Annotated in this window: 12 protein-coding genes; 7 read left to right on the top strand and 5 right to left on the bottom strand. The window is 37.7% G+C overall.

What is annotated here, in order from left to right:
• Nucleotides 1-56 precede the first annotated feature (56 nt).
• On the bottom strand, nucleotides 57-1016 hold the full coding sequence (locus tag V7266_RS26940) for an NAD(P)H-dependent flavin oxidoreductase (protein ID WP_335472303.1): 960 nt from the start codon (nucleotides 1014-1016) through the stop codon (nucleotides 57-59).
• A gap of 300 nt (nucleotides 1017-1316) precedes the next feature.
• Between V7266_RS26940 and V7266_RS26935 the strand changes: the two genes are divergently transcribed.
• Together V7266_RS26935 and V7266_RS26930 are read left to right on the top strand one after the other, a co-directional pair.
• Nucleotides 1317-2567 (top strand): DHH family phosphoesterase, encoded by a 1251-nt coding sequence (locus V7266_RS26935; protein WP_335472293.1) that lies wholly within the window; start codon nucleotides 1317-1319, stop codon nucleotides 2565-2567.
• 292 nt (nucleotides 2568-2859) lie between these two features.
• Nucleotides 2860-3855: an acyltransferase family protein gene (locus V7266_RS26930; RefSeq protein WP_335472292.1), complete on the top strand. Its 996-nt coding sequence runs from the start codon at nucleotides 2860-2862 to the stop codon at nucleotides 3853-3855.
• 37 nt (nucleotides 3856-3892) lie between these two features.
• On the opposite strand, the gene V7266_RS26925 is transcribed toward V7266_RS26930, so the two are convergent.
• The 3 genes from V7266_RS26925 to V7266_RS26915 all read right to left on the bottom strand — a co-directional run bounded on the left by V7266_RS26925 (nucleotide 3893) and on the right by V7266_RS26915 (nucleotide 6487).
• Complete coding sequence (locus V7266_RS26925) at nucleotides 3893-4417, bottom strand: MerR family transcriptional regulator (RefSeq protein WP_335472291.1); 525 nt, start codon at nucleotides 4415-4417, stop codon at nucleotides 3893-3895.
• Between the two features lie 89 nt (nucleotides 4418-4506).
• Nucleotides 4507-5484, bottom strand: a complete 978-nt coding sequence (locus V7266_RS26920) for a MerR family transcriptional regulator (RefSeq protein WP_335472290.1) — start codon at nucleotides 5482-5484, stop codon at nucleotides 4507-4509.
• A 214-nt stretch (nucleotides 5485-5698) separates the two neighbouring features.
• Nucleotides 5699-6487, bottom strand: coding sequence for an HAD family hydrolase (locus V7266_RS26915; RefSeq protein WP_335472289.1), 789 nt, complete (start codon nucleotides 6485-6487; stop codon nucleotides 5699-5701).
• A gap of 141 nt (nucleotides 6488-6628) precedes the next feature.
• On the opposite strand from V7266_RS26915, the gene V7266_RS26910 reads away from it, so the two are divergent.
• The 5 genes from V7266_RS26910 to V7266_RS26890 all read left to right on the top strand — a co-directional run bounded on the left by V7266_RS26910 (nucleotide 6629) and on the right by V7266_RS26890 (nucleotide 11089).
• A complete protein-coding gene (locus V7266_RS26910) occupies nucleotides 6629-7363 on the top strand; it encodes a polysaccharide deacetylase family protein (RefSeq protein WP_335472288.1) in 735 nt (244 codons plus the stop codon).
• Between the two features lie 101 nt (nucleotides 7364-7464).
• Nucleotides 7465-8289 (top strand): DUF2935 domain-containing protein, encoded by an 825-nt coding sequence (locus tag V7266_RS26905; protein WP_335472287.1) that lies wholly within the window; start codon nucleotides 7465-7467, stop codon nucleotides 8287-8289.
• 163 nt (nucleotides 8290-8452) lie between these two features.
• Nucleotides 8453-8800, top strand: a complete 348-nt coding sequence (locus V7266_RS26900) for a hypothetical protein (protein WP_335472286.1) — start codon at nucleotides 8453-8455, stop codon at nucleotides 8798-8800.
• 120 nt (nucleotides 8801-8920) lie between these two features.
• On the top strand, nucleotides 8921-10423 hold the full coding sequence (locus V7266_RS26895; protein WP_335472285.1) for an aminotransferase class V-fold PLP-dependent enzyme: 1503 nt from the start codon (nucleotides 8921-8923) through the stop codon (nucleotides 10421-10423).
• A 177-nt stretch (nucleotides 10424-10600) separates the two neighbouring features.
• Nucleotides 10601-11089: a L,D-transpeptidase family protein gene (locus V7266_RS26890; RefSeq protein ID WP_335472284.1), complete on the top strand. Its 489-nt coding sequence runs from the start codon at nucleotides 10601-10603 to the stop codon at nucleotides 11087-11089.
• Nucleotides 11090-11172: 83 nt separating this feature from the next.
• Here the strand turns inward: V7266_RS26890 and V7266_RS26885 are convergent, their stop codons facing one another.
• The gene (locus tag V7266_RS26885; RefSeq protein ID WP_335472283.1) at nucleotides 11173-13560 is read right to left on the bottom strand and encodes an immune inhibitor A domain-containing protein; all 2388 of its coding nucleotides are present in this window, start codon (nucleotides 13558-13560) and stop codon (nucleotides 11173-11175) included.
• Nucleotides 13561-13613 lie beyond the last annotated feature (53 nt).

Raw genomic sequence — 13613 nt, 5'->3', positions numbered from 1 at the left:
GCGGAAAGCGAGCGACTGCAGCGGAAATCAACATCCAAGTTTAACACAGACTATATTTAAGAATTATTTAGTATTGGAGAGCCTGAGCTGTTTTTCAAAAAATCCCGATACTCGATTGTGAGCTTATCAATAATTGTTCGTACAGGTAGTATATCTTTAATTTCGGCCACTCGTGCTCCTGCAAAAACAAGACCATTCTCGACATCTCTATCCATGGATGTAAGCAGCGAATCGAGTGTACAGAACCGATAGGAACAATTCTTCAAACAATCTTGACATTTAGTGATTCTTATTTTATCTTCTCCGCAAATCTGGGCAGAAAAGTTATTTTTAATTGCTCTTCCTTGTAAGCCAACCGTTGTTTTCAATAATACTAAATCTTCTTTTTTTGCATTTACATATTTTTGTTTAAAGGCTAACGGTGCATCGCATTCTTCGCTTGCTACAAAACGAGTGCCCATCTGAACTCCGGATGCACCGTTAGACAATGCTTTTGCAATATCGGCACCTGTCATTATTCCGCCAGCAGCAATTACGGGAATGTTTACTGCTTCGACAATCTCTGGCAGAATATCAAACATTGGGCGGTCTGTACCAAGATGCCCTCCTGCTTCAAAGCCCTCTACTACGACTGCAGAGGCACCTAAACGTTCTGAAATTCTAGCTAATTTGGCAGAAGAGACAATGGAGATTACTGGAATGCCTGCTTGTTTTCCCCAGCTGTACATATCCCTTGAAATGCCTGCCCCGGAGATAATAAAATCGACCTTTTCTTCAAGGGCAGCCTTCATTTTTTCTGCAAAGTCATTCATGGCAAATAAAACATTCACACCAATATATCCAGTTTTGTTAATTTGAGCCTTGGCTCGTCTTATATGTGTTCGCATTTCATTTACAGAAATACCAGTTCCAGAGATAATTCCAATACCTCCTGCATTCGCAACAGCTGAAGCAAGCTTGCTTAGCGAAATACCAACACCCATGCCTCCTTGAAGTATCGGAACCTTTGGCATCATATGCCCAATTTTTAGTTGTGGAAAATTCAAATGATTACCCCTTTTCGAAAAAATAAAAGACTTCCTACGAATCTTATCATGAGAAGAGGAATCTGTAAGTGATAATTGTTACCTGGTCATAAATGTAAGTGTTAGGTTTTTTGTATTATTAATTTCAAAAAATAATCGATTTTAACTACCATTTGCGATATATTAAGCAAATAGAAAGAAAAGAGTAAAGAAGGATGTACTAACGTTGAATAGGAAGCGTTCAACAAAAACAAACTAAGCGTTATGGAATAAGATTGGATGGTGTCTTGTATGGTAAGACTTTTTACGGATATTGACTTAGACGGTCTCGGTTGCGGGCTGATAGCTAAAATCGCCTTTGGGGACCAGGCAAATGTTTATTACTGTTCTTATCGAAATTTAAATCAACGAGTGGAAGCAGTAATTAAACACCCTGGTAATAGTCAGGAAGAAATTTTTATAACCGATTTAGCGGTGAATGAGTCGGTCGAGAAAATGCTTGAAGAACGGTTTCAGCAAGGGAAACCTGTTCAGATGATTGACCATCACGTGACCGCTCTGAACTTTAACCAATATAAATGGGGAAGGGTTGTTCCTGAATACGATAATGGTAAAAAGACATGTGCAACTTCTTTATTTTACGATTATTTAATCGAACAGAAAAAGATCGAAAAAAATCAGGCATTAGAGGAGTTTATTGATTTAGTCCGTCAGTATGACACCTGGGAATGGGATGAAAATAACAATGTAACAGCCAAACGGTTGAATGATTTATTTTACATATTAAACAGAGAGCAGTTTGAAGAAGAAATGCTGAAGAGGCTGACTCAAAATAAAGACTGTTTTTCCTTAACAGACACGGAAAACATGATTCTTGATCTGGAGGAACAAAAGATCAATCGGTATATCCACTCTAAGAGCAGGCAGACAATACAGACCTTTGTAAATGAATATTGTATTGGAATCGTCCATGCGGAACAGTATTTATCTGAACTGGGAAACGCTCTAAATAATATTTATCCTCATTTAGATATGATTGTCCTTTTAAATGTCTCGGGGAAGAAAATGGGCTTTAGGACCATTCATGATGAAGTAAATGTCGCAGAGTTTGCTCAAAAGTTTGGCGGCGGGGGACATCCAAAGGCATCTGGAGCAGATTTGTCTAGAGAAGCCTTCGAAGCTTTTGTTGTCGAGGCTTTTAGCATAAACCCACTGAAGCCAGACACCGACCGGAACGAATTTAACGTAAAGGAATCTGCACTAGGGACAAGTTATCAAAACCATAACGGAGAAATTTCTTATATTGTTCCAACTGGGGATGGGGCTTATTATATTATCCATAAAGGGGAGAGGGAAGCCCCAGTGTATTCCAGTTTTCCAGAGGCTGAACGTTCCCTCAAAAGAAATCATACTTCCTGGCTCCGATATGACCAAGAATATTTAAAACAACTGTCTGCCTTTCTTCATTTACCAATAGATGAATTAAAGGAAAACTATAACGAAATCATTAGTAACCATTTTGTTGATATCATGAGTGTATAAGAACTTAGGGTCCCCTAAGTTCTTTTTTAAGTTAAGGTTCTTAAGGTTTTCTTAAGGCTTAGCTGGTAAATTATTCATAGGTAAATAGTATAGTTATTTTAGAATTGTAATTTTAGTGCAATAGTTGGTAAAATCTAATACATACTGCTGTAATATTTTTATGATATTCTTGGTATAAGGATATCTATCTTCAATTTCAGACAGCCAAAAAGAATTTTCTTTTCTGCTGATGATCAACACTAAATAACATATTACTATACCTTTTTGAACGAAAATCAACCGAGGTGATAAGATGGCTGCAAATTCAAAAAGGAGTAAATTCTTCGACAATGCCAAATTTATTTTAATTTTTCTTGTTGTTTTTGGGCATATTATTAGTCCTCTAAAGGAGCAAAATGGAATACTTTTTACTTTGTATACGGCCATATTTTTATTCCATATGCCAGCATTTATCTTAATCTCAGGATATTTTGCCAAAGGATATAAAAAGAAGGGCTATTTTAAAAAGTCAGTAAAGAAGATCTTAATTCCATATTTTATCTTTCAAATTATTTACTCCATTTATTATTATTTAATTGGTAAGGAAGAGAAATTGGCTTTTGACTTTCTACATCCTCATTGGTCATTATGGTTTTTGTTAAGTTTATTCTTCTGGAATTTGTTGTTATATGCCTTTGCAAAGTTTAAATGGCTTGGTTTTGGAGTCTCGATTATAATAGGAATTGCGATTGGTTACGTAGAGGATGCCGGAAGTTTCTTAAGCCTTTCAAGAACATTTGTCTTTTTCCCGTATTTCTTATTAGGCTTTTTATTAAATGCTAATCAATTAAAAAGGGTAGTCCGGGCTAAGTATTCACTGCCAATTGGAATCTTGATCATTATCGCGACCATGTTATTCTTTGGATTAGGCTTCCCAAAAGATGCAGTTCCATGGCTGTTAGGGGATACTTCTTATGCGAATATGGGTGGGATGCAATGGTCTGATGGCCTTGTGCGGATACTCCAATATGCTCTGACATTATTGGTTGTGTTTGGCTTTTTAGCGTTAATTCCTTCAACCCAATACAAACTTACAAAGATTGGTGAAAGAACATTATACGTCTATTTATTCCATGGTTTTATTATAAAATCTATCCAGGTTATCGTACCTGATGAAGGTTTAGCTTTTCTTTCAGGAAATTACATTTTACTTTTCTTTCTTTCGTTTTTCATCTGTCAAATCCTTGGCAGCTACTTTATAAAGAAATATACCCGTCCACTAGTTGAACTTAAGGTTAAAACTGGATAAAGCAAAAGTCGAACGTACGGTACGTTCGACTTTTGCTTTATAAAAAACTTAAAAGACTGCTCATAAAATTCTTCTTTTTTCGTTTTGCTTTCGTTTGGTCGAAGACGATAGGTGTTTCGGTTTGTATGGGTGAGGTTAATTCGGTCAGCTGAGTTTGGAGATGTTCCATTTGTTGAGTTAACTTTTTAACTTGTTCTTGTAGCTCCTCTATTTCCCGCCGATGCTGGAGTAGTTGATAGGAGGCAACGGAATCCGCTTTTGCATGTAAACTTAGTTCCAATTCCCGAACCTTCTCAAATAATATTTCATTTGCCTTATCATGATCAACAGTCTTTACAGTCCCTTTTCGGATAACTTTTTTCTCACTAACTGGGCTGATTTCATGAAGTAGTGTTCCGGCTTGAAGTTTTTCATGTATTTCTTTTAATAAATCTATATCTTTGCTGCTAAAATGATAATGTCCACGTTCATTTTTTTCCATGGGCAGTTCAAGCTGCTTTACCCATCGCTGAATCGTACTTGCGGACACTCCTAATAGTTTTGCTACTTCACTTGTATTCATGCCGAATCCCCCTAATGATAGAATAGGCTAAAACCCAAGATTAACGGAAGAAATACTAATCCAATTAAAAGTCCACGACAAAACATTTTTTAAGCCCAAAACTTCCACCATTTCTTTTCTTTTGCTGCTGCTACATCACGGAAATTGGTTAACAATTGTTGAAAGGCTAACTCTCTTTGGGTAACTTCATGACGGTATTGATTCCTCTCCTCAATCAGGAATTCACGTTCCTTTGAAATTTCTTCAGCTAGACTCGAGATTTCGTTGTTTGTGACATCTACATAGTGTGAGAGTTCTTCAGAAGTCTCCGATAACTGCTTTGAAAGTGAAAAAATCTCTTCGGAGGTTTCTAATGATGAATGCGTCACTTTATTTGCAAGCTGTTTTAAGGTATCAGCCGTTTCTTCTGATGCTTTTTCTACAGAGTCCGATAATTCTTGAATCTCTGCCTTAGTGTTTTCTGTGGATTTATAAATAGAATCAGAGATCGATTTTACGGTTACAAAAGTACCTTTTGTAATTTCTTTTCGGACTTCTTCTAGTACCTCCTTGCGAACGACACTTCGAATTTCGTTCTTAACCTCACTTAAGAACGTATTTTTATAGGTCTCCATTGCCTCGAAAAACAGCTCTGTATCTTTTTTTGAACTCTCCTCAATCGGGACTGGGGTAATGGACTCTTCAGTGTCCATTTCTAAAGATTTTTTGGGAGCTGGCGTGCTGACCCTTTCATGGGTAAGGTCTAAGAAGACATCCGGTTCCGGGGGTATGGCTTCCTCCGGAAAGTTTTCTGTAACTTTTGGCATAGCTGGTATCCCTACATACTCAGCTTCTTCTATCTTTTGGATTTCTTGGCGGATCGCTTCTTTGCTTACCTTCTTATCAGCCATCTGTTTGATTTCTAACAATACTTCGATCTCTAAGTCCGTATATATTCTGGCTCCTTGTTTTGTACGAGGGATATCAAGTAAATCTTCAAAGTCTTGTTCCCATTTACGTATTGTTCCAGGAGTTACATTTATTTTTTTAGAAACTTCTTTTAAGGTATAGGTCTTCAAAAAAACCATTCCTCTCTCTATTTATATAGGAAAATTTTTGTTCATCTACTAGTTTATTCACCACCTGGTATATACTTTTCCTGCTGCTTGACAAAAGCTATCAAAACAAGACTGAAACCACGAAATAACAACATTTTTTTGCAAAATGAGCGTTGAGAAAAAAATAAGAGAAGTGCAGTTATTCAGTATTGAATAACTGCACTTCTCNNTCTCTAGTTATTGTCTATTCAACTAATCCAAGTGTCCTTAAACCATTATATATACCTGAGTTTGTCACATCTGTTGTTTTATTCTTTGCATATTGGAAAATATCAGGATGTCCGTTTTCCATCGCAAAGCTTTCCCCAACAGCTTGCAGCATTTCCTTATCGTTCATTCCATCTCCGAAGGCAATGGCGCTTTCCTTTGGGATGTTGAGATGTATTAATAGCATCTGAATTCCATATCCTTTATTAATTTTATCTCTAATGACATCATAAGAATGCCTCAGACCTTCAACATTTACTTGGGATAAATGGATGCCCTCCTCACTTTCATAAAGAGTCACATCCTCAGGCTTTAGATTTATCAGCGTAATCCCTAATACATCGCGATTGAATTCTGGGCTATATGCTTCATTTTTATGAAAGTGAAACACCTCAATAAATTTTTGGATAACTGGAGCTTCAAGGTTTGTGAAAATATTTTCTTTATTGGTATAGAAGACGGCATCATGGTTGTGCTCCGTTGCAATCGTAAGGTAACGATTTATTAATGATGGTTCTAACGGTTCCTGAAAGATGTCTTCACCTTTATATACAGCATTGGCTCCGTTATAGCCAATAAAAGAGCGAATGTTCAATTCCGAGGCTAAATCATCGATTTCGTGGAGCGGCCTTCCAGTAGCTAGAAAGACCTCTATGCCTTTTGCCTGAACTTGGGCAACGGCTCTTTTAGTTGAATCCTCAATTCGGTTATCGGGTGTTACAAGTGTACCATCAATATCTAAGAATAGGACCTTATACTTTGTCATCATGCTGCTCCTTTTTTAAAAGTTATGAATAGTTTACCACTTTTTGTACGGAGATATCATCTCTAAATGGCCGAATGACACATCATCCAATAGGAAAAAGTAATCTAGAATCTTCCATATTAAATGAAATGAGGAATTTAGATGATAAGACTTTTTATCATGTTAGTCAGCATTGCCATTACAGTGTCCCCAGTCAGGCTAACTGCAGCTCAGAAAATCCCGATTCTTATTTATCATTCTATCGCTGAATATTCCGGGACTGGATCAAAAGAGCTTTATGTCACACCAGAAAACTTTGAAAAACAAATGATATACCTGCGGGACCATGGTTTTACGTTATTAACATTTGAACAATGGCATAATGCAATGAAAGTTAAAAAGCCGATTTTTATCACCTTAGATGATGGATATAAAAATAATTTAACAGTGTTAACTGTCTTTCAAAAGCTGCAAACTAGGGAGTTTATGCCAAAAGGGACGATTTTTGTCATTTCTGACTTTATTGGCAGAGCTAATCGATTATCAAGAGCGGAAATAAAGCGAATGTCAGACTCAGCTTTAATTTCGATTCAGTCACATACTGCTACCCACCCTGATTTAACGAAATCAACTAACCTAACTTATGAACTCCACGAATCACAAGAAAAAATTCAGCAGATTACTGGAAAAAAGGTCATTGCACTTGCATATCCCTATGGAAACACTAATAAACAAGTGATGACTGAAACGAAAAAGTATTATTTGTACGGACTTACTACAACCCCTGGTTCCTATACACCATCAGGGATAAAAAATGAACAATACTTACTTCCGCGAACGTATGTTAAATACTCTACTACCATTGAAGAGTTTGCTAAAATTGTGGAAGGTGAATAAAAAGGACTTCTTCCATCCAAGGAAGCTGTTTTTTCGAAAAGTTTTATCGGAAATTTCTAATTTCTCTCAGCATGAATATCCTCTATAGAGGGGGGATTGGGATGTCTGGTACCATAAGTGTGTGGGAGGAGCATTTATTCTGGCTCGAAATTCTCCAGGATCATGCTATTTTTGTTCGTGACCATTTATCGGTGACTGAAGAGAGGAAGATTGCTATTGCTGAAGGATTCAACCAAGCCTTTCAAGGTTTAATTGGAAATTTAAAGCAATTGAATCCAACATTAAGTATTGCCTCAACAGAACAGGTGGAGTTCGCCAAACAAGCTCAGGCCACTGGATACGAATATTTTCGATTTGAAGGACATTTACAAAATTTAAGGATTAAAAACGAAGTAAATCTAAATCTGTCACCAACTTATTTGAATGGCACCTTAAATGAAAATCAAGAATATTTACGTCAATTATCTTTCCTTATCAATGGTCAGCAGCCGGTTCCACTGCGGCTGGATCAACTTTTAGATTTGTGGCTGGAGGACCAGCTGGGTCATATTATTCTATTGAGAAATATCGTTGATCCGATTGAATTGTCTGTTGAACGACAAACAGATTTATATGCGCAAAGGTTTCAAATGTTTATTTTGCAAAATCATCACGTAAAAGGTTTCCTCCGCTTTACAGAACAGGGGTTTCCGCGGCAAAAAGAGCTGGCATTAGAGGTGGGTAGAACAGTGATTGAAATGAATCAATATATTCGCTCGATTGTTGAAAAATATATAGGGAATAGGATATTAAACAAAACAACCCTAAGATTTCTCGAACACCATTTCCCTGAGACCTGTTATTTTATTAAAAAACTAGCGGAGTTTGCTCCTGAACTACATGAAGAGAGTGTTCATTGTTCATTGCAAAAACCATCATTCGGCTAGAAAAAAACCGTGCAAGCTGATGGAGCAGCTATGCACTATTTTTTTGTAAAAAAAGTCTGAAAAAACTGTAATGATATCACATTGTAAACTTTGGGAAACTTGGATGTAATCAAACATCGATATAATAGAGGCATATGTTGAATTTATTAGGGCGGGTGTCTAAATGGAAGAAACAATGACGAAATCATACTTACAAAAATCACTAGATGAGTGGAAGGACGATATTTCCTTAGTCTTAACAGAAATTGCTAAAGAATATGATGAAGTGGCACAGGAATTAAAGGTTTATTCGTATAAGTACGGAATTACAAAACAAGTCATTCAATCGACAGTGAATGAAGAGATTATTGAAAAAATACGTGATATGTATCATAAACCCTTCGAAGAAAACTATAACCAACTTAAAGAATACATAAAAGATTTAGAGGAAAAACGAAGAGTTTTTCAAATGTTTATTCAAAAAATTGAAGAGGTAACCAAAAAAGAATCTGCTAAAATAACAACTTATTAATATCCCTAAGGCAGCCAATAACAATGTGGCTGTCCTTCTTTTTTTTGAAACAAAAATAACGGTGTAATAGGGCCTTGCATATATTGATTAGCAGAATATAAAGTGTGAGGTGTGGAAGTAATGATTACAGCCAACATAGGAAGTAAAGTGTTTCAGATCCCAGAGACCCTTGAAGAATATTTTCAACCATTCCGCTCACATGTGATTGGGATGAACCAAGAATTTGATTCCCCCTTTGGTCAGAAGAAAATCATATATGCCGACTGGACAGCCAGCGGACGGCTTTATCAACCTATTGAACAAAAAATTTCTGAGGTGTTTGGGCCCTTTATGGCCAATACTCATACAGAATCAAATATCACCAGTTTAATGATGACAGGCTTATATAATCAGTCTAAAAAAATTATTAAGGAACATGTCAATGCCGATCAGCATGATGTTGTCATCCTGGATGGTTTTGGAATGACTTCGGTCGTTAATAAATTACAGCGAATCCTAGGGGTGAGAGTTCCAGAAATTTGGAAAGATCGACTTCGACTACCTGAGAAGGAAAGACCAATCATTTTCTTGACACATATGGAACACCATTCAAATCAGACCACTTGGCTTGAAACACTTGGGGAGGTCGTAGTTATTAACCCTGATGAGGAAGGAAAAGTGGATGTAAATCATTTAGACTACCTCCTTCACGTTTATAAGGATCGCCAGGTGAAAATTGGGTCTTTTACGGCCTGTTCTAATGTAACAGGGATTCAAACACCCTATCATCAGCTTGCGAAGCTCATGCACCAACATGGGGGACTCTGTTTTGTGGATTTTGCGGCATCTGCACCATATGTCGAAATCAATATGCATCCAGAAGATCCGCTTGAGAAGCTTGACGCGATCTTTTTTTCACCGCATAAATTTTTAGGCGGTCCTGGAACAAGTGGAGTATTGGTCTTCGATTCAAGGATATACACTAATAAGGTTCCAGACCATCCGGGCGGAGGAACGGTCTTATGGACAAATCCTTGGGGTGAACACCAGTATTTCGATGAAATTGAAATGCGGGAAGATGGAGGAACACCTGGGATACTGCAATCAATTCGGACGGCTTTATGCTTGAATTTGAAAGAGAAAATGGGGATCAATCAAATATTGAAAAGAGAGAAAGAGCAGCTAAGTCTGTTATTTTCCCATTTAGAGAAGATTCCAGAGGTCAAAATATTAGCCAGGAATATCAAAGATAGAATTGGGATTTTCTCGTTTTATATTGAAAACATTCATTATAACTTGATCGTTCGTCTCCTAAATGACAGGTATGGTATTCAGGTAAGAGGGGGGTGTTCATGTGCCGGAACGTATGGCCACTATCTATTAAATATTGATGAACCTACTTCCAAACAAATAACCGAAGAAATCAATCATGGGAATATGTCTACAAAACCGGGGTGGGTCCGATTTTCGATACACCCAATCATGACAAATGAAGATCTTTTAATATTTGTTCAGGCGATAAGGGAAATAATCAAAAACATTGATGAATGGAAAAAGGATTACGTTTATGACCCGGTAAGTAATGATTATTTTTATATCCACCACCTTCGTGAGGATATGTCGCCATTCTTCAGATTTAGTTGATTTTTATGAATAGGTCTTCGATGGCCAATTATATCCATATCTCTAATTTGTTTTTGTGATTAAAATTTAGGTTTATGTTGGGAAATGAAAAAAACATCCTGCTTCTTTTGAGAACTGTCATATAGGAAACCACAAACCTGTAAAGGCATATGCTATCAAGAAGGAGGGTGGTTTAGCATGATGCACACGGTTCAACCCGGGGAGTCACTTGGAACGATATCAGCAAATTATCGAGTGAGCCTTAGGCGCCTTTACGCTGCAAATCCAGGTATCGGACATTTACACGTAGGACAAAAAATACAAATACCTGGCCTTCCCGAGCCAGGTTCCATCCCTTACTCCATACAGGTTTCTGTAGGAAAAAAACGACTCACATTATATAACAACGGCAGATTAGTAAAGATCTTTCCAATTGCGGTAGGGAGGATGCTAACAGAAACCCCAGTAGGAGATTTTGTCATTGTTAACCGACAATATAATCCTGGAGGGCCATTTGGGGTATTATGGCTTTCATTATCAAAACAAGGATATGGAATCCATGGAACGAATGACCCTAGTTCGATTGGAAAAGCGGTTTCGCATGGGTGTGTAAGGATGTATAATCGGGATGTTCTACAGCTGGCCGGAATGGTTCCCAATGGGACCCGTGTCAGTATACGTCCTTAATCGAAACAAGGCAGATTTTTTTAATCAGCCTTGCTCTCATACATAAAAGGCCACCCTCCATGAAGCAAGGGTGGCAATTTCATTTATTTATAGATTACTATAGAACCAACTGATTTATCCTTAGCTTCGCCATTTACACGGACCTTTAGACCGTAATGTGGGATATCACGTCCAGCATCAGGCACATAACTATTTAAGTACGATTTGCTATCATCAAATAATGATACAGCAGGTTGACTTGGAACATTCAATGTTTGAATACCCGGATAAGTTATACTTAATTCAGAAGTAGGATTTAAACCAAAAGCTGCATCAGCGATTTGGAAACGAGTACTTGCTTTTGCCGTTGTTCCATTAGCTAGGATCCATCTTAAGTCCTTGTCAAGATGAGAGTCTACCACGCCTAGGAAGCCATTTCCAGGATGAGTACCTGTCCAGTTATCAGTGTAGCTATTATCTACATACCAAACTACTAACCCACCATCATAGCTCATTAAAGAATTTCCACGTTTAATATGAGCAAGACCCTTATCAACCCCTTGATGATTACGCCACTCAAGTAAGTAGTAGTGATCGGCGTAAACATTTCCGTCGAACTTGTTGAAGCCGTTATGTGTGAAAGCTGAAGTTGATCCTTCACCATCTTCATTCAATACATTTGTACCGTCAGCAGTAACCTTTACATTATCAACGAAGAAACCAGTATCGTTATATCCCCAGTCGGTAATGTAGCGGAACTTCAATTGAATTTTCTTGCCCGCATAGGCAGATAAATCAAAAGTTTGTTTTGTCCAGCCATTTGAGTCCCCTGTGAACCCAGGTAGATTAGCGGGGATTGTAGGGTAAACACCTGTTACGACACGGGAAGTCGTGTTTGCATTTGAAAGTGACTTCCAAGTTGTTCCGTTATCTTCAGAAACTTGGACAAAAGCGTAGTCCCATTCATCTTCAATCTTATAGAAAGCGTCAAAATCCAATATTGCAGAACTCTTACCAGTTAAATCCACTGAAGTTACCATATTGTTGTCAGACTCATCGCCTGTCCCACCCCAGAATGAGTAATTGCCTTTAAACGGATCTAATATGTGTTTTTTCTTTTGTGGTAAATTTACTCGAATTTCCTGGTTATTTTTTCCTAGAGGTGAGTTTGATTGATCAAGTAAGAACTGTGTTCCTTTTGAAGTAACATCTTCTAAATTGACAACTGTTGGATCAGTCCATTTACCTCCAAGTGTGGCTTGAAAATACTGCTTTGCATATGGAGAGAATCCAGTTGGTTCAGAACCAGGAATTTTTCCTGCCCATGAACCACTTGACATGATGGACCAATATTGATTTGGCTCGTCTGCGCCAGAATAAATTGTATCATATTCATCAGGAAGTCCTAAATCATGACCATATTCGTGTGCGAACACCCCGGTAGCACCATCTTCAGGCATTACTGTATAATCATAAAATCCCGGCAATCCTGCACCAAGACCATCTGGATCATAGAAAACGGCAGAGCGATGCGACCAAATAGCGTTATTACCAAGTGATCCACCACCGGCTTCTTGTCCCATACCAGAATGGATGATTTGAAGATGATCAACTAATCCATCTGGTTCCCAAAAGTTTCCATCACCATCTAAGTCATGTGGGTCTTCTAAATCATAATCTTGTAAAGGTATACCTGCTGCAATTGCAGCTTTGTAAGTGTCTCTTACTAATTGTGCGGCACCACCTGGTGCTACATTATCATGTCCTGTACCGTTATCTGCACCATAAAACGCAGCAGTTCCAGGCACTTTTAACCACCCATATGCCTTACCATTAATGGTGTAGGTACCACCAGATTGCTGTTCATAAAATTGCTTTTGAGAAATGAGGTTTTCGCCATTTGGGCCTGTTACTCCGTTCGCGCCAAAAATCATTTCTTCAAAGTGATCAATCGTATAATCCTTGTAATAGTTATCAGTTTGACTTGGTTGAATTTGGTTGTGAGCGAAATCCGAGTACTCTACTACAAGCGTTAAAAGCTTACCTTGATTAACGACTCCAGGAGATTTTCCTTCTTTTACGTTTTGCCCGTATTTGTTGCCGTTTCCTTTCATCATCCCATTATTATATTCTTTAAACTTTTTTTGCTTTTTCGCGTCACCAGCTTTTACTTTTGCTGCAATTGGGTCATTCGCTTTTACCGTATCCTCCTTACCTTTTTGTACTAGGTAATTGTGGAGTGCTGCTTGTTTTTCAGCTTCAGTTGCATCCTTAGAGATAATACCCTCCCTAATTAACAACTCGATTAACTTGTCTTCATTTACTACTGATAAGTCTAGTGAACCATATGACTGAGAGACTGCACTAGAACTTTTATGTAGCAATTCCCCGCTTGAAAGACTGCTGCTGCTAACATAGTTACCAGGAAACCCTGAGAACAATGTACCAGCCATGACTGCTGTTGTTAGACCAGTTTTAAATAGTTTCTTCAAGATAGACCCCCCTAAAAAATATAGTTGCAAATTAAATAATATTCTGAAAATAA

The organism is Neobacillus drentensis (assembly GCF_036965645.1).
Taxonomy (GTDB): domain Bacteria; phylum Bacillota; class Bacilli; order Bacillales; family Cytobacillaceae; genus Neobacillus; species Neobacillus drentensis_D.
Note: the sequence above shows the minus strand (reverse complement) of the source record. Positions and strands in the feature narration are given on the sequence as shown.